Source organism: Pseudomonas sp. LFS074 (assembly GCF_047978165.1).
GTDB classification, from domain to species: domain Bacteria; phylum Pseudomonadota; class Gammaproteobacteria; order Pseudomonadales; family Pseudomonadaceae; genus Aquipseudomonas; species Aquipseudomonas putida_P.
The window spans coordinates 2,717,438-2,742,586 of record NZ_JBFPFV010000001.1 but is presented as its reverse complement, the minus strand read 5'-3'; the positions used below and the strand labels follow the sequence as shown (position 1 = coordinate 2,742,586).

Here is a 25,149-nt window from a genome sequence, read left to right as displayed (position 1 = left end):
TTGGGTAATTTCCACCCAAAAAGCATATTCTTTTATAAATCAATGAATTACCAGAATTTCTTAATGTAATTCAGAGCGTATTAGCCAAGCGAAAACTTAACGAAACCCGGGTGCCATGACCTTCGCTGCTGCTGAGTCGAACCGTTCCGCCGAAACGTTCCATGATGCGTTTCACCAGTACCAGCCCCACCCCCAGCCCACCCTGCTTGGTGGTGAAAAACGGCCGGAAGGCCATACGCTGCTGCGCTTCGTTCATGCCCTTGCCATTGTCGGACAAGCGCAGGGTCAGGCAGCGCCGGTTCTGGCGCACCACCTCGATACGCAGCCGCCCGCCCTGCTCCATCGACTCCAGGGCATTGGCAATCAGGCTGCTGAATACCTGACGCAGTAGCGCCGGGTGCCCCAACACCTGCACTGCCGGTAACGGTTGCACGTCCAGGCTGACCCCATCGCGTGCCAGCGGCACGGCGTAGGTTTGCAGGCTTTCCAGCAATGCCTGGGGCAAATCCACCGCCACCGCCTCGTCGTTCAACGGGCGCAGTGACTGCAGCATCTGGCGAATCCACTGCGACATACGATCGACCTGGTTGATGATGTCGTTGACCTGGCGTTGCGCCGGGCCTTCATCGAACGCCTGGGCCAGTTCGGCACTTGAGCGGATACTGGCCAACGGGTTGCGCAGGCTGTGGGCCACCGCCGAAGACACTTCGCCCAGTGCCACGTAGGTTTCGCTGCTGATCAGCCGTTTCTGCTGCACCGCCAGCAACTTTGCGGCGCGGTGCATGATGCCGTACAGGCCAACATAGACCAGCGCGGCGCCGACGGTGATCGCCAACCAGATCAGGATCAAGCCATGCTCGATGCGCACGATCAGGTCATGGGGCTCTTTGTATATCTCGACCATTGCCGTGACCTGTTCGCCATCGGCATCGAACAGCGGTATGTAGTTTTCGATGAACAGCTGCTCGGGTGGGGTAATGAACTTTTGCTCGGCGCGGGCCTGCTCGAAGTTGTGATAGCTGGCCGAGACACGCATCTTGTACTCGAATGCCCGCTCCAGGTCGTCGTCGGCGTCGATCAGCTTGCCGATAAGGGCCGGGTTGCTGGACCAGATCACCGTGCGGTCCGGGGCGTAGATATTGGCCAGCAGCATATCGGGCAGGTGGGCGATATGGTCAAGGAATTCACCGCGCGCTTTGCGCCGGGCATCCGGGTCGACATCGGGCAAGTTGCTGCGGTCGGTGCGCGGGTCGAGCAGTTCGCCCATGGTGCGCACATTGGGGATAGACACATGGCGCACTTCGGCATCGGCGATGGAGGTGATGAACTGCGCGGTTAGCAATGCATCGCGCTCGACGCTCTCGTCGATGATGAAACGGCTTGAAATCAGCCCCAGCCCAGCGGCCACCGACAGGATGATGGCCAGGCTGACCCAGGCGTACCAGCGCAGCAAATTGAATGGCTTGTGCGGGGCAGCCAGTTCGCTACCGGCGGGCACGTCAAGAGCGTCGGAACGAGGGGCGAGGTCCATGGTGGACTCCACTGCTGGGCACCTTCAGAAGGTTATAGCCCAGACTTGGGGAAACTATAGTATTAAATTAATAGCATCTGCCGAAGGGTAGTTGGGAGGTGCGTACTGTGCAGGCTAACTACAAAGGCGAATCAGCTGCCAACCCCTGCAACTTGCGGTATTCCCGCAGTACTGTGGGCACATAACGCCGTGTCTCGGCGAACGGCGGCACGGCCCCCCTTCGCAATACGGCATCCGGTCCGGCGTTGTAGGCCGCCACGGCCAAAGTGATGTCGTTGTCGAACAGCGTGAGCATCTGCTTGATGTAGCGTGCCCCGCCCTGCACGTTGTCTTCCGGGTCCAGGCGGTCTTCCACACCCATTTCTCGGGCGGTATCCGGCATCAATTGCATCAACCCCACCGCCCCCGCCCGCGATCGGGCCTTGGGGTTGTACCCGGACTCGGCCTTGATCAGTGCATGCAGCAGCGCCGGCGGCACATTGTGAATGCGCGCCGCCGTCGCCACCACCTCGGCGTAAGGGCGACCCGTGATCATCTGCGCATTGGCCGGCCCGCCCTGGGCCAACGGCTCGGCGATTACCTTCTCATAGTGGCGCCCTGGTCGATGGACGTTGGTCAGTACATAGCCACCCTTGGCATCGATTGAGATGTACATATCGGCCTGGGCAGCACCTGCCGCCAGCCAGATCAAACCGAGGATGAGTCCACGCATGTCGGTCGCCTCTTCGTCGTGGCCCCCAATGTGGGGAAAATGCCCCGGAAAACCCGTGGACGATGACCACGACGCAAGCACTGTGCCGCTTCCTGTGCCGCATGGCGCAAGGCCCCGAGGCAGACGTGCACGGCTGTTGCATGGTGCCTGCCAACACGTGTCCCCATGCAGTGGAGGGCTTCACCATGCAGCGCAGAACCAACCCGCAACGTGGCTTCACCCTGCTTGAACTCCTGGTGGTACTGGTGGTGCTCGGCCTGCTGGCCGGCATTGTCGCGCCCAAATACTTCAGCCAACTGGGCCGCTCCGAAGCCAAAGTGGCGCGAGCGCAGATCGAGGGGCTGAGCAAAGCCCTGGACCTGTACCGTCTGGAGGTCGGCCACTACCCCAACAGTGAGCAAGGCTTGCAGGCACTGGTGGTTGCCCCCAGTGGCGAGACGCGCTGGACCGGCCCCTACCTGCAGAAGGCTGTGCCGCAAGACCCGTGGGGCCGCCCCTACATCTACCGGCAACCCGGCGAGAATGGCGGTGAGTACGACCTGCTGTCGATGGGCAAGGACGGCCAGCCGGGTGGCGATGGGGAAAATGCCGAAATCACCAGTTGGCAGTGAGGAGAACAACCATGCGCTACAGCCTCAAGGCCCTGGGCAGGCAGGGCGTGGTGCAGTTGCAGATCGACGCCGAAGACGCCGAGCAGGCTCGCCGCCAGGCCGAAGACCAGGGCCTGCGCGTGCTCAGCCTGCGCGGCAGCGGCGGCTCCTTGCGTGGTATGGCCTGGCGCCGCGAAGCGGCGTTTGACCTGGTGCTGTTCAGCCAGGAATTGTCGACCCTGCTCAATGCCGGCCTGCCGCTGATCGACGCACTGGAAAGCCTGGCAGAGAAGGCCCCTTCGCCTGCAACGCGCAAGGTGCTGGCCGAACTGGTACGCCAGTTGTACGAAGGCCGCTCGCTGTCCCAGGCCCTGGGCCAGCAACCCCGTGTATTCCCGCCGCTGTATGTAGCGCTGGTGCAGTCCAGCGAGCGCACCGGCGCGCTGGGTGACGCCCTCGCCCGCTACATCAGCTACCGCCAACGCCTGGACCTTGTGCGGCAGAAACTGGTCGGTGCCTCGGTCTACCCGTTGTTGCTGTTGCTGGTGGGAGGCGGCGTGGTGCTGTTCCTGCTCGGCTACGTGGTGCCGCGCTTCAGCCAGGTATTCGAAGGCATGGGCACCGAGCTGCCCTGGCTATCACGGGTGCTGATGCAGATCGGCCTGTTCCTGCATGCCCAGCAATTGCCCCTGGCGCTGGGCACCGTCGGCGGGGTCACGGCGTTTTGGCTGTTGCGGCGTCATCCGCGTGTACGGCATTGGGCCTCCTGCCAGTTACGGCGCCTGCCAGCACTGCACCAGCGTCTGATGATGTACGAGCTGGCGCGCTTCTATCGCTCGCTGGGCATACTGCTGCAAGGCGGTATTCCCATCCTCACCGCCATGGGGATGGCCCGCGGCCTGCTCGGCAGCGCAGCAGCGCAGGGCCTGGCGCAAGCCAGCCAGCGGGTGGGCGAAGGGCTGCCCCTGTCCGATGCACTGGAGGCCGGGCACCTGGTTACACCGGTATCGCTGCGCCTGCTGCGGGCCGGCGAGCAGTCGGGCAACCTGGGCGAGATGCTGGAACGCTGCGCCGACTTCCATGACCAGGAAATCGGCCGCTGGGTGGAATGGTTCGTCAAACTGTTCGAACCCCTGCTGATGACCTTCATCGGCTTGCTGATCGGCCTGATCGTGATCCTCATGTACATGCCGATCTTCGAGCTGGCCTCGAGCATTCACTGAAGCGCCAGGCCTAGGCTTTCGCGCAGTGTGGTGCCTTCATAAGCAGTGCGGTATACCCCGCGTTCTTGCAGCAAGGGCACTACTTCCTGGGTAAGCCGGCGGAACTGCCCTGGGTGGCCGATGTAGATGTTGAAGCCATCCAGCGCCCGCGCCTCGAACCATTCGGCCATCTTTGCCGCGACTGTTTCAGCCGAGCCGACGAAAGCGCCCGGGCGCAGCTTACGCCCGTACTCCACCGCCTGTCGCAGGCTAAAGCCCTGCTCCCGTGCCTGGTCGGCGATGCGCTTGGCGTTGGTGAAAAAGCTGCTGCGCGCCTGTTCCAGGCTTTCTTGTGGGAAGGGTGCGTCAAGGTCGTACTGGCTGAAGTCATGCCAACCAAAATTGCGCCCGAACTCCTTGAGGGCCAGTTCGAAGCTGTGATCCTGCTGGTGGTAATGACGCTCGATCTCGCGGGCGTGTTCGTCGGTGTCGCCCACGTAGACCTCGGCGCCGGGCAAAACCAGCAATTGCTCCGGGTCGCGGCCTAACCGCGCCGCACGGCCTTTCACATCGCGGTAAAACGCCTGCCCCTGCTCGATGCTGGCGGCATGGGTGAAGATGACATCCGCCGTGGCGGCCCCCAGCTCGCGGCCTTGCTGCGAGTCGCCGGCCTGGAAGATCACCGGCTGGCCTTGGGGTGAACGCTGGATATTCAAAGGCCCAACGACCGAGAAGTGCTCGCCCTTGTGGTTCAGCGCGTGCATACGGCCAGGGTCGAGAAACTGCCCGGTTGCGCGGTTGCGCGGGAACGCGCCGTCCTCATAGGACCGCCACAGGCCCTGCACCACCGCTACATGCTCCTGAGCCCGGGCGTAACGGGTGTCGTAGTCGTAATGCTCGTCTCGGCCATAGTTGCCAGCAGTGCCGGCGTCACCGCTGGTCACCACGTTCCAGCCGGCGCGGCCTTTGCTGATCAGGTCCAGCGAGGCCAGGCGGCGGGCGACGTTGAAGGGTTCGTTGTAGGAAGTGGTCAGGGTGCCGACCAGGCCGATATTGCGGGTGGTCACCGCCAGTGCCGAGAGCAGGGTCAGCGGCTCCAGGCGGTTGAGGTAGTGGGACGGTGAGCCGGGGGTGATGTACTGGCTGTCGACGATGAACATCAGGTCGAACAACGCCGCCTCGGCCTGGCGGGCGATATCGATGTACCAGTCGATATTGACGCTGGCATCGGCCGGAAGCTCCGGGTCCAGCCACAGGTTGTGCCGGCCGGGGCCGCCACAGCCCATGGTCAGGGCGCCGAGTTTGATTTTGCGGGTGGTCATGGTCATTCCTCGCAAGCGCAGGTGAAATCAATGCTCGAACGCTGGCGCGAACGAGGTATCGAACAGGCTCGCCGCCGGGTATCCCTTGATCAGCCCCAGCCCGGCAAAGAAGTCCACGGTTTTCTGCGCATCCACGATCACCTGCGGGTTCAGCGGTGCCACATCGGTGCGCGCACGGGCAAACCAGGCACGGGCAATATCGCGGTCGGCGCGGGTGCGCTTGGCCCAGGCATCGGCATAGGCTTCGGTATGCGCCGGGTCGCTCAAGGTCCAGTCACGGGCCTTTTTCAGGCGCTGGAGAAAATCGCTGATCTGCGCCCGCTTGGCCTCTACCGCCTTGGCGTTGGCCACCACGAAGCTCTGTGCCGGGATCAGCCCTTCGGCCGTGGCCAGCACCCGCGCCCCTTGGCGCTCCTGTTGGGTGACATAAGGCTCCCAGGTGGCGATTACGTCCACCGAGCCACCATCCAGGGCATGCGAGGCGTCCAGGGCACTGAGGTAGCGCAGCTCCAGGGCATCACGCGGCACGGCAGCCTTGTCCAGCGCGCTGAACAGCAACTGCTGGCTCCACGAGCCCTTCCAGATCGCTGCGCGCTTGCCGCGCAAGTCTTCGAGGCTGTGAATGTTCGAGTCCTTGCGTGCCAGGATGGCCACGCCATCGAGGTTCTGCCGGCTGACCGCGATCACCTTGATCGGCGCGCCCAATGCCCCGAGGAACAACGGCGGCGCATCGCCCAGCAAGCCGATGTCCAGGCTGCCCACATTCAGCGCCTCGGCCACCGGCGAACCGGCGGTAAATTGCTTCCATTCGAGGGTATACGGCAGGTCTTCGAGCACACCGGCTGCTTCCATCACGGCACGGGCATTGAAGCTCTGGTCGCCGACCACCAGGGTTTGTGCAGCGGCGGCCAGGCTTAGGGAGCTGGCCAGCACACCGGCGGCCAATTGCTTGAGGTATCGCACGTTCGTCTCCAGGTACCGTCGGGTACATAAGGCCGATCCGCGCGTGCGGTCTCGTAGGTTGTACGTTCATTTGAAAACAGATCGGGGCAATCTGTAAATGCATTTTATGCATATTAGCTTATGCATATTTTTACTTTTGAGAATATTTAGCGCATTTGCTAGGGTTAAGCAAAACCGCCAGCCGAGCCTGAACCATGAGCCAACCCCTACGCTTCGAGCGCTTGCGACACTTCATCGACGCCCTTTCGCAACTGCTGGACCGGGAAACCGACGAAGCCACACTCCTCGACCAAGGTCAGGGCCTGCTGCGCAGCCTGGTCGCGCATGATGACTGGCTACCAGAGGCATTGGCGCAGCCAGATCCAGCCCGCTATCAGCAATATCTGCTGCACTGCGATTCGCGCCAGCGCTTTTCCATCGTCAGTTTCGTCTGGGGGCCCGGCCAGCAGACGCCGATTCACGACCACCGGGTATGGGGCCTGATCGGCATGCTGCGTGGCGCCGAATACTCGCAAGGCTTCACCCGTAGCGAACAGGGCGCCTTGCTGCCGGCGGGCGAGCCTGTGCGTATCGATCCCGGCCACGTCGAGGCTGTTTCGCCCCGCATCGGCGATATCCACCAGGTCAGCAATGCCTTCGGTGACCGGGTGTCGATCAGTATTCACGTGTACGGCGCCAACATTGGCGCCGTCAGCCGGGCGGTTTACCTGCCCGATGGCACCGAAAAAGCGTTCATTTCCGGCTACTCCAACCACCTTCTGCCCAACATCTGGGACTTGTCCAAAGAGAACCCTGCCCCATGAGCACCGTTGCCACCCGTTCCTATCACGCCATTCGCCAAGCCCTGCTGGCCCATGAAGAACTGGCACTGATCGATGTGCGCGAGGAAGACCCGTTCGCCCAAGCACACCCACTGTTCGCCGCCAACCTCCCATTGTCGAAACTGGAGCTGGAAATTTTCGCCCGCGTGCCCCGCCGTGACACCCCCCTCACGGTGTATGACGACGGCGAAGGGCTGGTTGCTCTGGCGGCCGAACGCCTGGTGGCACTGGGCTACAGCGATGTTGCAGTGCTCGAAGGTGGCCTGGCCGGCTGGCGCGCAGCCGGTGGCGAGCTGTTCCGTGACGTCAATGTGCCGAGCAAGGCCTTTGGCGAGCTGGTCGAAAGCGTGCGCCACACCCCATCGCTGGCGGCCGAACACGTGCAAGCGCTGCTGGACGCCAAAGCCGATGTGGTGGTGCTCGACGCCCGCCGCTTCGACGAATACCAGACCATGAGCATTCCTGGAGGCATCAGCGTGCCGGGCGCCGAGCTGGTGCTACGGGTTGCCGAACTGGCGCCCAGCCCCGCCACCCAAGTCATCGTCAACTGCGCCGGGCGCACCCGCAGCATCATCGGCACCCAGTCGCTGGTCAACGCCGGCATCCCCAACCCCGTGGCCGCCCTGCGCAACGGCACCATCGGCTGGACCCTGGCCGGGCAAACCCTGGCTCACGGCCAGGAGCGCCGTTTTGCAGCGGTCAGCGATACCACCCGCATCGACGCCGCTCAGCGTGCACGCCATGTAGCCGACCGTGCCGGTGTGCTGCGCCTGACGCGCGAAACGCTGGCCACCTGGCAGGCCGATAGCCGCCGTACTACCTACCTGTTCGATGTGCGCACGCCTGAGGAATACGCCCATGGCCACCTACCGGCCAGCCGCAGTGTGCCAGGCGGGCAACTGGTGCAGGAAACCGACCATGTCGCCAGCGTGCGCGGGGCGCGCATCGTGCTGGTGGATGACGATGGCGTACGGGCCAACATGAGCGCCTCGTGGCTGGCGCAAATGGGCTGGCAGGTAGGGGTGCTCGATGGTCTGTCGGTGGCGGACTTCAGCGAGACCGGCGATTGGCAGGCACCGCAGCCTGCACTACCCGCAGTCACCGAAATCGGCGTCGAGCAACTGCATGACTGGCTGCAAGCGCCAGGCACCGTGCTGCTGGACTTCACCAGCAGTGCCAACTACGTCAAACGTCACATTCCAGGCGCCCATTGGGCGATCCGTGCGCAATTACCGCAGGTGCTGGAGCAGTTGCCGGTTGCCGAGCGCTATGTGCTGACCTGCGGCAGCAGCCTGCTGGCACGCTTTGCGGCGGTAGACTTGCAAGCACTTACGCAAACCCCGGTGTATGTACTGGACGGCGGTACTGCGCGCTGGATTGCGGCAGGCAAACCCTTGGACAGTGGCGAAACCCACCTGGCGGTTGCGCGAACCGACCGCTATCGCCGGCCTTATGAAGGCACTGATAACCCACGCGAAGCCATGCAGGGATATCTGGATTGGGAGTTCGGCTTGATTGCCCAACTGGAGCGCGATGGCACCCATGGGTTCAGCGTATTGAGCTGAGATTGCCGGGGCGCTCTGCGCCCCAACCATGCCCGCCATCGATGATTGATCCGCACATATCATTCAGCGTGATAATAACCTTCGTCTCGTTCGATTCGTGCCTCACGCGCAACACACTCACACTCCGCCCACTACTAATACATTGGCGGAGTTCTCCATGGAACAATCACTCAAACCCTTGCGCTTTCCCCTCGCTGCCCTGGCAGTGGTGGTGATCAGCGCTTGCGGTCGAACCCCCGACGCCGTGCAGGCTCCCGCCGCGCCGAAAGTCACCGTTGCCAAGGTGATCGAACAACCGATCAACGAATGGGACGAGTTCACCGGCCGCCTCGAAGCACCGGAAACCGTAGAGGTGCGCCCACGGGTCTCCGGCCAGATCGACCAGGTAGCCTTCACTGAAGGCGCCCAGGTCAAGAAAGGCGACCTGCTGTTCCAGATCGACCCGCGCCCGTTCCAGGCAGAAGTCCGCCGCCTCGAAGCGCAGTTGCAACAAGCTAAGGCCACCGCCATCCGCAGCGCCAACGAGGCCCGCCGTGGCGAGCGTCTGCGTGACAGCAATGCCATTTCCGCCGAACTGGCCGAATCGCGCAGCAGCGCCGCCGCCGAAGCCCGCGCCGGGGTCGATGCGATCCAGGCTCAACTCGACCTGGCACGCCTGAACCTCAGCTTCACCCGCGTCACCGCACCCATCAGCGGCCGCGTCAGCCGCGCCCAGTTCACCGCAGGCAACATCGTCAGCGCCGATGTCACCCCGCTGACCAGCGTGGTGTCCACCGACAAGGTCTATGCCTACTTCGACGCCGACGAGCGCGTTTACCTCAAGTACACCCAGCTGGCCCGCGAAGGCCAGCGTGGCCAGAGCACCCCGGTGTACCTGGGCCTGACCAGCGAAACCGGCAACCCGCACTTGGGCCAGATGAACTTCGTCGACAACCAGGTCAACCCGCGCACCGGCACCATCCGTGGCCGTGCGGTGTTCGACAACAGCGACGGCCAGTTCACCCCTGGGCTGTATGCGCGTCTGAAGCTGGTCGGCAGCGCCCAGTACGACGCCGTACTGATCAACGACGAAGCCGTAGGCACCGACCTTGGCAAGAAGTTCGTACTGGTCATGGACAAGGACAACAAGGCCGCCTACCGCGCCGTGGAGCTGGGGCCGAAGCTGGAAGGCCTGCGCATCGTGCGCAGCGGCCTTGGCAAGGACGACCGCATCGTGGTCAAGGGCCTGCAGCGCGTGCGCCCTGGCTCGCCGGTCACCCCAGAAGAAACGCCAATGGCCAGCGAACAGACCCTCGCCGCCCTCGCCCAGCAGCGCCAGGCCCTGGAGGCCAGCAACCCGGCGCCGAAGGTGGCGGGCAACAACGTGAAAGTCGCCAGCGCCCAGGCGCCACGCGGTTAAGGGAACCTACCGATGAACTTCTCGAAATTCTTCATTACCCGGCCGATCTTCGCCGCGGTGCTGTCGCTGGTGCTGCTGATTGCGGGTTCCATCTCGCTGTTCCAGCTGCCGATCAGCGAATACCCCGAAGTGGTGCCACCCACCGTGGTGGTGCGCGCCAACTTCCCCGGTGCCAACCCCAAGGTCATTGGCGAAACCGTTGCCGCGCCGCTGGAGCAGGCCATTACCGGTGTGGAGAACATGCTGTACATGTCCTCCCAGTCCACTGCTGACGGCAAGCTGACGCTGACCATCACCTTCGCCCTGGGGACCGACCTGGACAACGCTCAGGTGCAGGTGCAGAACCGCGTCACGCGTACCCAGCCCAAACTGCCCGAGGAAGTGACCCGTATCGGTATCACCGTCGACAAGGCCTCGCCCGACCTGACCATGGTCGTGCACCTGACCTCGCCGGATAACCGCTACGACATGCTTTACCTGTCCAACTACGCCATCCTCAACATCAAGGACGAGTTGGCGCGTCTGGGTGGTGTAGGCGACGTGCAGCTGTTTGGCATGGGCGACTACTCGCTACGCGTGTGGCTGGACCCGAACAAGACCGCTTCGCGCAACCTGACTGCCAGTGATGTAGTGGCCGCGATCCGCGAGCAGAACCGCCAGGTAGCCGCTGGCCAGCTGGGCGCCCCGCCCGCCCCCGGCTCCACCAGCTTCCAGCTGTCGATCAACACCCAGGGCCGTCTGGTCAATGAGGAAGAGTTCGAAAACATCATCATCCGCGCCGGTGCCGATGGCGAAATTACCCGCCTCAAAGACATCGCCCGGGTCGAACTTGGCTCCAGCCAGTACGCCTTGCGCTCGCTGCTGAACAACCAGCCGGCGGTGGCCATCCCGATCTTCCAGCGCCCAGGCTCCAACGCCATCGAAATCTCCGACGAAGTACGGGCGAAAATGGCCGAGCTGAAGAAGGACTTCCCGGAAGGGATGGACTACAGCATCGTCTATGACCCGACCATCTTCGTGCGCGGCTCCATCGAAGCGGTGGTGCACACCCTGTTCGAAGCCCTGGTGCTGGTCGTGCTGGTGGTGATCCTGTTCCTGCAGACCTGGCGCGCTTCGATCATCCCGCTGCTGGCAGTACCGGTGTCGCTGATCGGTACGTTTGCGGTGATGCACCTGTTCGGCTTCTCGCTCAATGCGCTGTCGTTATTCGGGCTGGTGCTCGCCATCGGTATTGTGGTGGACGACGCCATCGTCGTGGTGGAGAACGTCGAGCGTAATATCGGGCTCGGCCTGAAACCGCTGGAAGCCACGCAAAAGGCCATGAGCGAAGTGACTGGGCCGATCATCGCCACCGCGCTGGTGTTGTGCGCGGTGTTCGTGCCGGCCGCGTTCATCTCTGGCCTTACCGGGCAGTTCTACAAGCAGTTCGCCTTGACTATCGCCATTTCCACTGTGATCTCGGCGTTCAACTCGCTGACCTTGTCGCCGGCCCTGGCTGCCGTGCTGCTGAAGGACCACCATGCACCCAAGGACCGTTTCTCGCGGTTCCTCGACAAACTGCTGGGCAGTTGGCTGTTCGCCCCGTTCAACCGTTTCTTCGACCGTGCCAGCCACCGCTACGTCGGCGGCGTGCGCCGAGTCATTCGCTCCAGCGGCATCGCCCTGTTCGTGTATGCCGGCCTGATGGGCCTGACCTACCTCGGCTTCTCGTCCACCCCGACCGGTTTCGTGCCAGCCCAGGACAAGCAGTACCTGGTAGCCTTCGCCCAACTGCCGGACGCCGCCAGCCTCGACCGTACCGAGGCGGTGATCAAGCGCATGAGCGAAATCGCCCTGAAACAACCTGGCGTTGCCGACTCGGTGGCGTTCCCAGGCTTGTCGATCAACGGTTTCACCAACAGCCCGAACAGCGGCATCGTGTTCACCCCGCTCAAGCCGTTTGATGAGCGCAAGGACCCGAGCCAGTCGGCGGCAGCCATTGCAGCCGCGCTGAATGCCCAATTCGCCGACATCCAGGACGCTTACATCGCCATCTTCCCACCGCCGCCGGTACAGGGCCTGGGCACGATTGGCGGCTTCCGCCTGCAAATCGAAGACCGTGGCAACCTGGGCTACGAAGCGCTGTACAAGGAAACCCAGAACATCATCGCCAAGAGCCACAACGTACCCGAGCTGGCAGGCCTGTTCACCAGCTACCAGGTCAACGTGCCGCAGGTCGATGCCGCCATCGACCGGGAAAAGGCCAAGACCCACGGTGTGGCGATCACAGACATCTTCGACACCCTGCAGGTTTACCTGGGCTCGCTGTACACCAACGACTTCAACCGTTTTGGCCGCACCTATCAGGTCAACGTCCAGGCCGAGCAACAGTTCCGCCTCGATGCCGAGCAGATCGGCCAGTTGAAGGTGCGCAACAACCTGGGCGAGATGATCCCGCTGGCGACCTTCCTCAAGGTCAGCGATACCTCCGGGCCAGACCGCGTCATGCACTACAACGGTTTCATCACAGCCGAAATCAACGGGGCCGCAGCGCCAGGCTACAGCTCTGGCCAGGCCGAAGCCGCCATCGAGAAGCTGCTGAAAGAGGAACTGCCCAACGGCATGACCTTCGAGTGGACCGACCTGACTTACCAGCAGATTCTCTCGGGCAATACTGCACTGCTGGTGTTCCCGCTGTGCGTACTGCTGGCGTTCCTGGTACTGGCTGCCCAGTACGAAAGCTGGAGCTTGCCGCTGGCGGTGATCCTGATCGTACCGATGACCCTGCTGTCGGCCATCACCGGTGTGATCGTGTCGGGTGGCGACAACAACATCTTCACCCAGATCGGCCTGATCGTACTGGTGGGCCTGGCGTGCAAGAACGCGATTCTGATCGTCGAGTTCGCCAAGGATGAACAGGCCAAGGGCCTCGACCCGCTGGCTGCGGTGCTGGAAGCCTGCCGCCTGCGCCTGCGGCCGATCCTCATGACGTCGATCGCCTTCATCATGGGTGTGGTGCCGCTGGTGTTCAGCTCCGGTGCAGGTTCCGAAATGCGCCATGCCATGGGTGTGGCGGTGTTCTCGGGGATGATCGGGGTGACCGTGTTCGGCCTGTTCCTGACCCCGGTGTTCTTCTTCCTGATCCGCCGTTTCGTCGAGCGTCGCCAGGCCCGCAAGGCCGAACGCGTTCAAGTGCTGGAGAACCATGCATGAACCTGCTCAAACCCCTGACCCCAAGCCTGCTGGCACTGGCCCTGGCGGCCTGTGCGGTAGGCCCGGACTACCAGGCCCCCGCTACCGAGCCTGCGCAGCTGGCCAGCGATGTGCAGGCCAAGGCCTACGACCGAAGCCGCTTCGAGAGCCTGTGGTGGAAGCAGTTCGACGACCCGGTGCTGAACCAGCTGGTGCAGGCTTCGCTGGACGGCAACCGTGATTTGCGCGTGGCCTTCGCCCGCCTGAAGTCGGCCCGCTCGATCCGTGAAGACGCTGAGAACGATCAGTTCCCGGTGGTCACCAGCCGCGCCAGCAGCGACATCGGCAAGGGCCAGATCCCAGGCCAGACCACCCAGCGGGTGAACAGCGAGCGCTACGACCTGGGCCTGGACATGGCCTGGGAGCTTGACCTGTTCGGCCGCATCCAGCGCCAGATCGAAGCCAGCGAAGCCCAGGAAGCGGTAGCCGCCGCCGACCTGCAGCAGTTGCAAGTCAGCCTGATCGCCGAACTGGTCGATGCCTACGGGCAATTGCGCGGTGCCCAGTTACGCGAAAAAATCGCCCTGGCCAACCTCAAGACCCAGCAGGAATCGCGCACTATCACCGAAACCCTGCGCGATGCCGGCGTGGGCAACGACCTTGACGTGGTGCGTGCCGATGCGCGCCTGGCCGGGGTCGAAGCCACCGTGCCGCAACTGCAGGCCGAACAGGCACGGGCGCGGCACCGCATCGCCACCCTGCTCGGCCAACGCCCTGACGCGCTCAGCGTAGACCTGTCGCCCAAAGCCCTGCCGGCCATCGCCAAGGCGCTGCCGGTGGGTGACCCGGGTGAGTTGCTGCGCCGCCGCCCGGACATCCGCAGCGCCGAACGCCAGCTGGCGGCAGCCACCGCCAACGTGGGCGTGGCCACCGCCGACCTGTTCCCGCGGGTCAGCCTCAGCGGCTTCCTCGGCTTTACCGCCGCGCGCGGCTCGCAGATCGGCTCCTCGGCGGCCAACGCCTGGGCGCTGGGCCCGAGCATTACCTGGGCGGCCTTCGACCTGGGCAGCGTGCGGGCCCGCCTGCGCGGCGCCAAGGCCGATGCCGAAGGGGCATTGGCCAACTACGAGCAGCAAGTACTGCTGGCCCTGGAAGAGTCGGCCAACGCCTTCAGCGATTACGACAAAACCCAGCAACGGCTGTTGTCGCTGATGCATCAGAGCGACGCCAGCCGCAAGGCGGCGGAGCTGGCCTCGATTCGCTATCGCGAGGGTACGGTGGATTACCTGGTACTGCTCGATGCCGAGCGCGAACGGCTGAGCGCTGAAGATGCACAGGCCCAGGGTGAGGTTGAGCTCTACCGCGGCATCGTCTCGATCTACAAGGCCCTGGGCGGTGGCTGGCAACCGGAGACCGTTGCCAGCGCCCGCTGACCCCCGTTTCAACGACTCCTTTGGTTGGTTCCTCCCCCAACCGTTTGCCCCGCAGGCCTTGGCCCGCGGGGCTTTTTTATGCCCGACAGCATCGGGGGCCGAGGCTCGGTACGCAGCGCTCAGGCCTTGTTCAACACGCCCCGCAACAGCAACTCCAGTGCGTTCAAACCCTTCAACAGCCGGCCTTGGCCGTCTTCCCCCTGTGCAATCCAGCAGGCGGCTTCCGCCAGGCTCCCGTAAATCAACGATGCCAACGCCTGTGGGTCGGCTTCGGCAATGACGCCCTGCTGCATGAGGTCTGCGATCAACCGTTGCATCGACGCAATGCACTGCCGTTGCGAACCCGGCGAAGCCCCGCCGAGCACCGCTTTGGCGTCACGCAACACAATGCGCTGAATCTCCGGCTCCAAGGCCATTTCCAGGTAAACCCGACAACGTTGGCGAAAGCCCTCCCAGGCATCTTCGGCCGCCTCCGAAATTGCTTGCAGGCGCTGGTCCATCTCGGCGTCGATCTGCTCCACCACCGCAGTCAACAAGCCTTGCTTGTCACCAAAATGATGATAAAGCGCCCCTCGAGTCAGCCCCGCCTGTGCGGTGAGGTCATCCATGGAGGTGTCCGCATAACCCAGCGCAGTGAAGCACTGGCGGGCGGTTGCCAACAGCGTGGCGCGGGTTTCTTCCATCTCGGCACGGGTGCGGCGAACCATGTGTCTCTCCTTACATACGCAATGCATGTAATGTCACCACGCAGGCCTGGCCCGTGGCAAGCAGCCTGTTCGGTTCGGTTGCAATTACCCCCCAGCTGGCCCAAGCTCTGCCCTTCCCGCCGCCACGGATCGTCAGATGCCCAGACGCAACCGCTACCTGATCGCCCTACTGTCGTCGATTGTGGTATTGGCCCTGTTCGGCTACCTGTGGCGTGATGCCCCACCCGCGCAGCCTACCTTGCCGGCACACAGCTACACCAAGGCGCTACGCCAGGCACACGACGGTCAGCCTGGAGCAGCACGGGTGCTGTACCAGCAATTGCAACGTAACGACCTGCCCGCCATCCGCCGTGCGGCGCTGTACACAGAGTTGCCCAACTACCCCTCGCCGCAGGCATTGAAACTCGCCAGCCAGGACCTGGAGCATGGCGACCCGCTGGTGCGTCGTGCGGCCATTGCGGGTATCCGTCGCCTGCTGCCGGCGGCGCAGCGCAGCCTGGTACTCGGCCCGCTGCTGGACGACGACGACCAAAGCGTGCGCTTTGCCGCCGTGGATGCCCTGCTAGGCCTCGATCCCGACGCCATCGGCCTGTACTTCGGCCCGCTTCAGGCAGCCCTTGAGCAATACCAGCAAGCCCTGGAACAGCAACCCGAGGATGCCGACGCGCAGGTGCACCTGGCGCGCCTGTACCTGCATGAAAACGACTACACCCAGGCCTCCACAGCACTGCAACGCGCGCTGGCGGTTGACCCCGGCAACCTCGACGCGCTGGCCACTCAAGTGCGCCTGCTGGAACGCCAGGGCCATCACGACGCCTCACGCCAAGTACTGGGCAAAGCCTTGGCGTTGAGCCCTGACTCGGCCTTTCTGCAGTACGAACTCGGGCTTTGGCTGAACCGCCACGAGCAGCGCGAATATGCCTTGCTGGCCCTTTCCCGCGCCGTCGAACTTGACCCGGACAACACAGACTATCGCTATACGCTGGCGGTTACCCTGCACGAACTGGAGCAACTCGATGCCGCGCAGAAGCAACTGGAAACCGTGCTCAATCGGCAACCCGCCAATCGTCGGGCGCGGGTATTGCTGATTCAGTACTGGAAAGAATCCGGCCAACTGCAGAATGTGCAGGTACTGCTGGCCGAACTGGAACGCCAGAACCCGGACGATCCCGTATTGCAACAGGGCCTGTAGGCCATTCCTGATTTATTGTTGAACCCCGTGCCAGTGCCCGGGGTCCAGTGGATAACAGGCCACCCTACAGGAGAGCCGTTTTGGCCAGTTCGTTGACGCTGGATCAACGTGCGTTGATTCTGGCACCCCCGCCGTTGGCGGCGGACACCTCGAACCTGCTCGCTCGCGCCGGCATCGCAAGCCTGTGTGCGGTCGACATGGCCAACCTGCAGGCGCGCCTGGCCGAAGGCGCAGGTTTGGCGATCATTGCCGAACAAGTGTTCAGCCATGGCCCATGCGAGTCGCTGCAAGCCTATATTGACCAGCAACCAAGCTGGTCGGACCTGCCCATCGTACTGGTGACCCAGGGCGCCTGGTCAGCCACTGGCGCGACTAATCACCCCGTGGGCAACCTGGCATTGCTGATTGCGCCCTTCGAACACGCCCAGCTGTTGCACATGACCCAGTCCGCACTGCGCAACCGCCGCAGGCAATACCTGATACGTGACCAGCTCCATGGCCTGCAGCAGCGCCTGGACACCCAGCTTGAGCCGCCAAACGAAGAACAGCAGCACAGCGAATTCTCCCGTTACCAAGTACGCAAGATGGAAGCCATCGGCCAATTGGCCGGCGGCGTCGCCCATGACTTCAACAATTTGCTCACCAGCATTGGTGGCAGCTTCGAACTGATCGAGCGGCGCCTGCACCAAGGCCGCAGCGACGGCCTGGACGGCGTGCTGAGCATGGGCCGCGAGGCTGTAGCACGCGCCGCCCGCCTGACACACCGCCTGCTGGCATTCTCTTCCCGACAATCGCTGCATAACGAACGAATCGACCTGCATACACTTCTGCAGGCAAAGCGCCTCAAGGCTCGGGTGAGCCCGGCGGTAGCCCTGCAGGTGCAGGTTGCCAAAGGGCTCTGGCCTGTGGAGGCAGACGACGAGCAGCTGCACGAAGCCCTGGACAACCTGCTGCTCAATGCCTGCGAGGCCATGCCCAGTGGTGGTCTACTGCGCATCGAGGCGAGCAATCAATACATCGCCACCGAGCAATTCGCCGACGGCGCTCTGCGCGAGGGCGATTATGTGCGCCTGCGGATCATCGACGACGGCCAGGGCATGGCACAAAGCACACTGGAGCACGCCTTCGAGCCGTTCTTCAGCACCAAGGCGACCGGCCAGGGGATCGGGCTCGGCTTGTCGATGGTGTACGGCTTCAGCAAGCAATCCCACGGGCATGTCACGCTGCACAGCGAGCTTGGCCAAGGCACCCAGGTAGAACTGTACCTGCCCCGCCATCGCGGTGAAGCTCGGCGAGTGTCCAGCCCAACGCCTCCCAAACAAGGCGATTGTAGCCGGCATGTCTTGGTGGTCGAAGATGACCCTGATGTGCGCCATCTGCTGTGCCAGGCTCTGCGCGACGACGGCTTCCCCTGCCACAGCGCCGCCAATGCCAACGAGGGTTTGAAAGTTTTACGCTCGGCACAAGCGGTAGACTTGCTGGTCAGCGATGTTGGCTTGCCCGGCATGAATGGCCGGCAACTGGCCGAAATTGCTCGCAGCCTGCGACCGCACTTGCCAGTGCTATTCATCACCGGCTATGCGGAGACAGCCATGGCCCGTGAGGGCTTCCTGGGCACGGGCATGCACCTGATCTGCAAACCGTTCGAACTGAAGCAGTTGCAGGCCCAAGTGACGCAGATTCTTGGCAAGCCCTGAAGCGCCCTACTCATCAAGCATGCGTATCGCTTCGTCGGCAAGGTCCGCCAACGAGAACGGTTTGTTCATTAACGCCGTGCCCGGCTGGCCGAGCAGTTGCGCTTCAATCGGCTGATCCGCATAGCCTGTGATAAACAGAATCTTCTGCTGTTCAAGTTGCATGCGCATGGCCTTGGCCACTTGCCGGCCACTGAAACCACCCGGCAGGCCGATGTCGGTGATTACCAAATCGAAGGGGCCGCCATGGCGGAAGCGGTCCAGCGCAGTATTGGCATCGCCCACGTCGGTCACGTTGAAACCACGCTCAGTCAGGTATTCGCGCATCACCGCGCGCAAGTTAAGCTCATCATCGACCAACAGCAGGCGCTCGCCTCTTGCCATACGCTGCGGACGCGGTGCCGGCGTGACTTCGTCCGGTACCGGCTCATGGCACCGAGGGAAAAGCATGGAAACCTTGGTGCCCTTTCCCTGGGTCGACTCGATCCAGGCATACCCGCCCGACTGGCCGACAAAGCCATAAACCATCGACAAACCAAGGCCGGACCCACGCCCGACGGGTTTGGTGGTGAAGAACGGTTCAAATGCCCTGGGGATATCTACCGCCGCCATGCCATGGCCATCGTCCTCGACATGCAAAGCCACGTAGTCGCCTGGGGGCAAGCCACCCTCATCCGGGAAAAAGGCAATCAGCCGTTCGTTGACGCTGCTGATGGTGACATTGCCTTGCGCCAGGCATGCCTCACGGGCATTGGCGCACAAATTGATCAGCGCATTTTCAAGCTGGCGCACGTCCAAGTTCACCGCCCAGTGCGCAACATCCAGTTGCCAGTGCAAACGCATCTCTGCCCCCAGCGCCTGCAATAACAGCGGCTCGCTCTGACGTAACTGCCGATTGAAATTCAGCGGTCCAGGTGCCAACGGCTGATGGCGAGAAAACGCAAGCAAGCGATGAGTCAGTTCCATCGCACGCTGCACTGAGTCACGCGCGACCTCCACATAGGCCTCCACTCGCTCCAGGCGCCCGTCCTGCAGGCGCCGCTGCAGCAATTCGAGGCTGCCACCAATACCGGACAGCAAGTTGTTCATTTCATGGCCCATGCCGCCCGCCAACTGGCCTACCACCTCCATACGCTCGCTGCTGCGCATCAGCGCCTCGGACTGACGTGCAGCCTCTTCGCGCTCTGCGGTAATGTCCCGGCCAACCACGTTCAGAAGGCTGCCATCAAACCGCGCACTCCAGCAAAACCAGTGGTAGTGACCATCGCGGTGGCGCAGACGGGTCTCGATCTGTTCCGCATGACTGTCTTGCAGTAGCCCCGACACTGCCACTTGCACTTCGACACGATCGGCGGGGTGAACCAGCTCCAGTATCGGTATGTCCTGCACCTGTTCTTGAGGCCATCCCAAAATGCGGTGCCAGGCCGGGTTGGCGGCATGCAGTTTCAGTTCCGGGGTAATCGTCATTATGGCGTCGCGCGACAGCTGCCAGAACTGCTCGCGCTCGGCCACATGGCGCTCGACCTGCCGTTCAAATCCCTGCGCCTGCTCACGCCAGTGACGGTGCGCCTCGACGCTGGCCGTGGTTTCGATCACCGTATGCAGAAACCCGGCCACGTTACCGAGTTCATCATGCAGGGGGGCATAACCGAACGCGCACCATAGCGGCTCGGCGCCTTCGCCCCGGACGATTCGCAGGGGTGGGTCCTCGACGAAACTCGAGCGCCCCTCAAGTACGTTGAACACCCAAGGCCCCACTGCTGGCCAGACATCATGCCAAAGGGCATCGAACGTCTTACCCAGCGCATCATGGGTAACAGCCCGCAGCGCCCGATAGCCATCGTTGTGCACCACACAGAGGTCAGGCCCCCAGACCACCGCACACGGGAACGGCGACAAGTGCATCATGTCTACAGCAATGCGCAATGAAGCCGGCCAGCGCGGCAATGGCCCGAGCGAGGTATGCCCCCACTCGAACTGGGCGATGCGTTCCCCCATCGGCTTGATCGATGACGAAACAAGCGACTGCCGTATAGCCTGCGGTACAGGCTCGCGTGGCGTACCGTTTGCGATCAATGTCGTGGCTCCAGCTGTGAATTCATTCAACTTAGCACAGCATGCATCGCACACCATGACGCCCTGGCTGGTGGCAGCTATGCTCATTAGGTTTTTCCTCGGGCCAGGGAGCAACGGCCCATTCAGGTTGCCGACGGGAGCGTGGTCATGAGCAAGAAAATACTGGTAGTACTGACCAATACAGCCAAGTATCCGACGCTGAGTCGGGCGACCGGGCTGTGGCTGGGCGAAGCGGTGCACTTTGTCGAGAAGGTCGAAAAGGCCGGCTACACGGTCGATTATGTCAGCCCACAGGGCGGCTACATCCCCATCGACCCACACAGCCTGCAGATGGCCCCCGACCTGGACTGGCAATGGTATGACGACAAGGGCTTCATGAATCGCCTGGGCAGCACCTTTAGCCCTGGCCAGGTAAAGGCCGAAGAATACAGCGTCATCTACTACACAGGCGGGCACGGAGTGATGTATGACTTTGCCGAAAACCAACCGCTGCAGGAGCTGGCACGCAAGGTCTACGAAAATGGCGGCATTGTTGCCGCAGTGTGCCACGGTGTGGTCGGCCTGCTGAACATCAAGCTCAGCGACAATAGCCTGCTGCTGAAAGATCGGAAGGTAACCGGCTTTTCCAATATCGAGGAAAAACTGGTCGAGTTGGACAACGTGGTGCCATTCCTGACAGAAAACGAGTTGGGTGGCCGTGGCGGCGTGTACAGCAAGCATGACGATCCATGGAAGCCATACGTGGTCGATGATGGTCGACTGATCACCGGGCAGAACCCTGCCTCTACCGCGCTGCTCGCCGAAAAAGTCCTCGCGAAACTCCAGGGCAAGTAAAACCTTACATTAACCTTGTTGGTTTCCTATCGAGCAGACTGCACGCGGACTACAGCAGGCAGCTCATTGAAAACATAGGCTCAAGGCTCAGCTGTTCAACGCGAACAGCTTCGGGCCGGAGAACCCTTGTCCTATGTTGAAAATCTTGCACGCCGGGCGCCGCATGCGGGAGCTGCTGCTACTCACCACTGTGGGCCTTGTACCTGTGATTTCCGGTTTGCTGGTAATGATTGTTCAACTGGAAATGAAACTTGCGGAAAACGCGAACATCTCGGTTCGGGAAGCGGTGTTCAGCATCGATCAGGCGCTGAACAGGCTGAGCGAGGCTGCCCATCGCGCATTGCCACTTGCCGGCAAGCCCTGCGAAAACGTCAGAAGCGTTTTACAGGACCAGGTTGTCAGCCGCTCCATGCTCAGGTCATTGACCTTGGTGGAGGACAATGAAGCTTACTGCAGCAGCGCTTCAGGCTCAATGGACTACTTGTCGTCCTTGACGCTGTCGGGCCAACAGGTCGAACTGTCTTATGGGCAACCCGACAACCGCCGCAAACTGCTGGTCAACTTCTACCTGCAAAGCAATGGCGTCGGCGTAATCGTGACCGCGTATGCCTCACAGCTGCGCAATGAACTGGATGCTTTTCAGGATGGGCTGACACTGGTAGTGGAGTTCGACGATCGCTATATCTGGAGCAAGGGTGATAGCCGTGACGCACAGCCCCCCTCGCAGTCCGAGTTCTTGGCCAACGCCTTGTCGGCCAAGTATGGATACAGAATCAAAGGCGGCTATGCACAGGGTTTCACCGCCCAGGAAATACGCCAGTCCATGCTGCAGATCCTGCCTTCGTTGATGTTGGTGGGGATCGCGACCAGCTTGATCGTGTATCTGGGCCTGTTCAGGACCCGCTCCTGCAAGCCTGAGAGCGCCGCCAACAACCCATGAAGGCAGGCGCTACCCAGAGCGGCATCAGTCGGTGCTCAGTACACCACGGCGAACTTGGTCCCGTTCGATGGATTCGAACAACGCCTTGAAGTTGCCTTCACCAAAGCCGTCGTCACCTTTGCGCTGGATGAACTCGAAGAACACCGGCCCAAGCAAGGTTTCCGAGAAAATCTGCAGCAGCAGGCGCTTGTCGCCGGGCTGCGAGGCGCCATCGAGAAGGATGCCACGCGCTTGCAGTTGATCGACCGGCTCGCCATGGCCAGGCAGGCGCTCTTCCAGCATTTCGTAGTAGGTTTGCGGTGGCGCGGTCATGAAGCGCATACCGAAGCCCTTCAGGGCATCCCAGGTCTTGAGCAGGTCATCAGTCAGGAAGGCCACGTGCTGGATGCCTTCGCCGTTGAACTGCATCAGGAACTCTTCGATCTGCCCGGCACCCTTGGAGGACTCTTCGTTGAGCGGGATGCGGATCATGCCATCAGGAGCGGTCATGGCCTTGGACGTCAGGCCGGTGTACTCACCCTTGATATCGAAGTAACGGATTTCACGGAAGTTGAACAGCTTCTCGTAGAAGCCGGCCCAGTAGGCCATGCGTCCGCGGTAGACGTTGTGGGTGAGGTGGTCGATGATTTTCAGGCCGGCACCCACCGGGTTGCGGTCCACGCCTTCGATGAAGTTGAAGTCGATGTCGTAGATCGAGCTGCCTTCCTCGAAACGGTCGATCAGGTAAAGCGGTGCGCCACCAATACCCTTGATCGCTGGCAGACGCAGTTCCATCGGGCCGGTTTCGATTTCCACCGGCTGGGCGCCCAATTCGAGGGCACGGGCATAGGCTTCATGGGCATTGCGTACACGGAATGCCATACCACAGACAGACGGGCCGTGCTCAGCCGCGAAATACGAGGCGATGCTTTTGGGCTCGTTGTTCAAAATCAGATTGATGCCACCCTGACGGTAGAGGTGCACATCTTTGGAGCGGTGGGTAGCCACCTTGGTGAAACCCAGTATCTGGAAGACCGGCTCAAGTACGCCAGGGGTCGGCGAAGCCAGTTCGATGAATTCGAAGCCCATCAGGCCCATTGGATTGTCGAAGATATCAGCCATGTTCGTGTCCTCATCTGCAGCGAAATATTATTGATTGCGTGGGATGCGGAACAAAAACGGCGGTGAGCACGGGATGCCCCGCACGCTGCGAGCGAGGAAGCCACCTATGATCAGCTTGAACCCATGGTATGTCATATGGACCCATTCTCGGCGGGCTTGATCCTTCGGAAATGAAGGACCTTATTGTTGTATTCGTAAACCGATTCTACATTGCGTAAAAATTTTTGTCGCGTTTTAGTTGCTCGCACGGTCAGGCAAACGGCTATCCTCTCGTTTATCCCTCATAGTAGTCAGGTCAGCATGCCCCTCACCACCAAACGCCGCGCCGCGCTCAGCTGGCGTACCCTGTTGCCCTGGGTCGTCGGCGTACTGCCGGTAATGTGCGGCCTGGGCGTGATGAACTGGCAGATCGAGCGCGAAATGCAAGCCAGTAGCCAGGCCACCACCCGGCAGGCGGTGGAGCACGTCGAGCGCATCCTCGACAACCTGTCCGCTGCTGCCAATGCGCTGCTGCCCCTGGCTGGCAGCGCTTGCGATCAAGCCCAGCTCACGTTGCGGGCCCAGGTTACCCGCAATGCCTTCGTGCGCTCGACCAACCTGTTCAGGCACAACAACCTTTATTGCACCTCGTTGTTCGGCGAGTTCGAGGAACCGGTCAATGCAGCCGACTACGTAGACGGCAAGCTATGGCTGATGGACGGCAATTCGGTTACGCCTGGCCACCCGCTACTGGTATACCGTGCCAGCGATGGTGACCACGGTGCAATCACCACGGTGGATGGCGACCACCTGCTGACGGCATTGCGCCTGATCGGCCCCGATGAAGAACTGCAAATCCGCGTCGGCGACGCCTGGATGGGCAAAGACGGAGTGGTGCACAAAGGCGTACCACCTGCCGCCTCCAGCGCCAACGTGTTGCTAGGCTCCACGCGATACCCGTTTAGCGTGCAGGGCGGCTACAGCGCCAACAAGCAAGGCCAACTGTTACGCAGCCACTACCCGGCCCTGCTCAGCCTGCTGCTGGTGCTGGGGGTTGTGGCGGCGCTGGCATGCCGCTGGCAGATTCGTCGCGTCACCTCCCCCCGTGCCGAACTGGATCGCGCCCTGCAGGCCGATGAGTTTCTGCCGTACTTCCAGCCGGTGGTACGCAAAGGCGATTACCGCTGGGCCGGCGCCGAAGTGCTGATGCGCTGGAATCATCCACGAGAAGGCCTGGTTCGCCCTGACCTGTTCATCCCATATGCAGAACACAGCGGGCAGATTGTCGCCATGACCCGGGCGCTGATGACGCATACCGCGCAAAGCCTGGCACCTTATGCCGGGCTGATGGAGGACGGCTTTCATGTTGGTATCAACATCACCGCGGACCATTGCCGCGATCTCAGGTTGCTGGATGACTGCCGTACGTTCCTGCAACACTTTCCGCCCGGCCGGGTGGTACTCACCCTGGAGCTGACCGAGCGCAAACTGATCGAACCCACGCCCGTGGCCCTCGAACTGTTCGAAAAACTGCATGCCATGGGCGTAATGATTGCCCTCGACGACTTCGGCACCGGCCAGTCGAGCCTCAACTACCTTCGGCAATTCAAGGTCGACTACCTGAAGATCGACCAGAGTTTCGTCGCCATGATAGGTGCCGATGCGCTGTCGGTGCACATTCTCGAAAGCATCATCGAGCTGTCGGCCAAGCTGGGCCTGGGCATCGTAGCCGAGGGTGTCGAAACCGACATTCAGCGCGACTACCTGGCCGAGCATGGGGTGGACTTCCAGCAGGGTTACCTGTTCGCCAGGCCCATGCCAGCTGCCCAGTTCCTTGAAGCCCTGGCCACACGCCCGGGCGCTGCGCAGTTGCCGCAAGGCGCTGCCCCTGAGATCATGCGCGGCTGATTCACTCGC

The 25,149-nt window shown here is 62.2% G+C and carries 19 protein-coding genes; 12 read left to right on the top strand and 7 right to left on the bottom strand.

Going from position 1 to position 25,149, the window contains the following annotated elements:
• Positions 1-70 precede the first annotated feature (70 nt).
• The gene (locus tag ACNQP3_RS12560) at positions 71-1,531 is read right to left on the bottom strand and encodes a sensor histidine kinase (RefSeq protein ID WP_264317100.1); all 1,461 of its coding nucleotides are present in this window, start codon (positions 1,529-1,531) and stop codon (positions 71-73) included.
• 118 nt (positions 1,532-1,649) lie between these two features.
• Entirely contained in the window at positions 1,650-2,243 is a 594-nt protein-coding gene (locus ACNQP3_RS12555) for a lytic transglycosylase domain-containing protein (protein ID WP_041166486.1), read from the bottom strand.
• Positions 2,244-2,428: 185 nt separating this feature from the next.
• Between ACNQP3_RS12555 and gspG the strand changes: the two genes are divergently transcribed.
• The gene (gspG, locus tag ACNQP3_RS12550; RefSeq protein ID WP_012272158.1) at positions 2,429-2,854 is read left to right on the top strand and encodes a type II secretion system major pseudopilin GspG; all 426 of its coding nucleotides are present in this window, start codon (positions 2,429-2,431) and stop codon (positions 2,852-2,854) included.
• Between the two features lie 11 nt (positions 2,855-2,865).
• A complete protein-coding gene (locus ACNQP3_RS12545) occupies positions 2,866-4,056 on the top strand; it encodes a type II secretion system F family protein (protein ID WP_264317099.1) in 1,191 nt (396 codons plus the stop codon).
• Here ACNQP3_RS12545 and ACNQP3_RS12540 read toward each other — a convergent pair.
• A complete protein-coding gene (locus ACNQP3_RS12540) occupies positions 4,050-5,357 on the bottom strand; it encodes an LLM class flavin-dependent oxidoreductase (RefSeq protein ID WP_060494569.1) in 1,308 nt (435 codons plus the stop codon). The two genes, ACNQP3_RS12545 and ACNQP3_RS12540, sit on opposite strands and share 7 nt — an antisense overlap.
• A 27-nt stretch (positions 5,358-5,384) precedes the next feature.
• Positions 5,385-6,320, bottom strand: a complete 936-nt coding sequence (locus ACNQP3_RS12535) for an ABC transporter substrate-binding protein (protein WP_012272155.1) — start codon at positions 6,318-6,320, stop codon at positions 5,385-5,387.
• A 194-nt stretch (positions 6,321-6,514) separates the two neighbouring features.
• Between ACNQP3_RS12535 and ACNQP3_RS12530 the strand changes: the two genes are divergently transcribed.
• The 5 genes from ACNQP3_RS12530 to ACNQP3_RS12510 all read left to right on the top strand — a co-directional run bounded on the left by ACNQP3_RS12530 (position 6,515) and on the right by ACNQP3_RS12510 (position 14,709).
• On the top strand, positions 6,515-7,123 hold the full coding sequence (locus ACNQP3_RS12530; protein WP_012272154.1) for a cysteine dioxygenase: 609 nt from the start codon (positions 6,515-6,517) through the stop codon (positions 7,121-7,123).
• Positions 7,120-8,706, top strand: coding sequence for a rhodanese-related sulfurtransferase (locus tag ACNQP3_RS12525; RefSeq protein ID WP_012272153.1), 1,587 nt, complete (start codon positions 7,120-7,122; stop codon positions 8,704-8,706). The genes ACNQP3_RS12530 and ACNQP3_RS12525 overlap by 4 nt, the downstream gene beginning before the upstream one ends.
• A gap of 157 nt (positions 8,707-8,863) precedes the next feature.
• Positions 8,864-10,105 (top strand): multidrug efflux RND transporter periplasmic adaptor subunit MexE, encoded by a 1,242-nt coding sequence (gene mexE / locus ACNQP3_RS12520; protein ID WP_012272152.1) that lies wholly within the window; start codon positions 8,864-8,866, stop codon positions 10,103-10,105.
• Between the two features lie 12 nt (positions 10,106-10,117).
• Positions 10,118-13,297, top strand: coding sequence for an efflux RND transporter permease subunit (locus ACNQP3_RS12515; RefSeq protein ID WP_012272151.1), 3,180 nt, complete (start codon positions 10,118-10,120; stop codon positions 13,295-13,297).
• Positions 13,294-14,709: an efflux transporter outer membrane subunit gene (locus ACNQP3_RS12510; protein ID WP_264317098.1), complete on the top strand. Its 1,416-nt coding sequence runs from the start codon at positions 13,294-13,296 to the stop codon at positions 14,707-14,709. Before ACNQP3_RS12515 ends, ACNQP3_RS12510 begins: the two co-directional genes overlap by 4 nt.
• Before the next feature lie 119 nt (positions 14,710-14,828).
• Here ACNQP3_RS12510 and ACNQP3_RS12505 read toward each other — a convergent pair whose 3' ends face one another.
• Entirely contained in the window at positions 14,829-15,416 is a 588-nt protein-coding gene (locus tag ACNQP3_RS12505) for a TetR/AcrR family transcriptional regulator (protein WP_012272149.1), read from the bottom strand.
• 136 nt (positions 15,417-15,552) lie between these two features.
• Between ACNQP3_RS12505 and ACNQP3_RS12500 the strand changes: the two genes are divergently transcribed.
• Both ACNQP3_RS12500 and ACNQP3_RS12495 read left to right on the top strand, forming a co-directional pair.
• Positions 15,553-16,608: a HEAT repeat domain-containing protein gene (locus ACNQP3_RS12500; RefSeq protein ID WP_060493474.1), complete on the top strand. Its 1,056-nt coding sequence runs from the start codon at positions 15,553-15,555 to the stop codon at positions 16,606-16,608.
• An 80-nt stretch (positions 16,609-16,688) separates the two neighbouring features.
• Entirely contained in the window at positions 16,689-18,305 is a 1,617-nt protein-coding gene (locus ACNQP3_RS12495) for a response regulator (protein ID WP_060493475.1), read from the top strand.
• Between the two features lie 6 nt (positions 18,306-18,311).
• On the opposite strand, the gene ACNQP3_RS12490 is transcribed toward ACNQP3_RS12495, so the two are convergent.
• On the bottom strand, positions 18,312-20,435 hold the full coding sequence (locus tag ACNQP3_RS12490) for a hybrid sensor histidine kinase/response regulator (RefSeq protein ID WP_264317290.1): 2,124 nt from the start codon (positions 20,433-20,435) through the stop codon (positions 18,312-18,314).
• Positions 20,436-20,525: 90 nt separating this feature from the next.
• Here ACNQP3_RS12490 and ACNQP3_RS12485 point away from each other — a divergent pair, with 90 nt between their 5' ends.
• Together ACNQP3_RS12485 and ACNQP3_RS12480 are read left to right on the top strand one after the other, a co-directional pair.
• Complete coding sequence (locus ACNQP3_RS12485) at positions 20,526-21,212, top strand: type 1 glutamine amidotransferase domain-containing protein (protein WP_012272145.1); 687 nt, start codon at positions 20,526-20,528, stop codon at positions 21,210-21,212.
• Between the two features lie 133 nt (positions 21,213-21,345).
• Positions 21,346-22,152 carry a CSS-motif domain-containing protein gene (locus ACNQP3_RS12480; RefSeq protein ID WP_264317097.1) on the top strand — a complete coding sequence of 269 codons (807 nt, stop codon included), beginning with the start codon at positions 21,346-21,348 and terminating at the stop codon, positions 22,150-22,152.
• Between the two features lie 24 nt (positions 22,153-22,176).
• Here the strand turns inward: ACNQP3_RS12480 and hppD are convergent, their stop codons facing one another.
• A complete protein-coding gene (hppD, locus tag ACNQP3_RS12475; protein WP_012272143.1) occupies positions 22,177-23,253 on the bottom strand; it encodes a 4-hydroxyphenylpyruvate dioxygenase in 1,077 nt (358 codons plus the stop codon).
• Positions 23,254-23,553: 300 nt separating this feature from the next.
• On the opposite strand from hppD, the gene ACNQP3_RS12470 reads away from it, so the two are divergent.
• On the top strand, positions 23,554-25,140 hold the full coding sequence (locus ACNQP3_RS12470; RefSeq protein WP_012272142.1) for a cyclic diguanylate phosphodiesterase: 1,587 nt from the start codon (positions 23,554-23,556) through the stop codon (positions 25,138-25,140).
• The last annotated feature ends 9 nt before the right edge of the window (positions 25,141-25,149 follow it).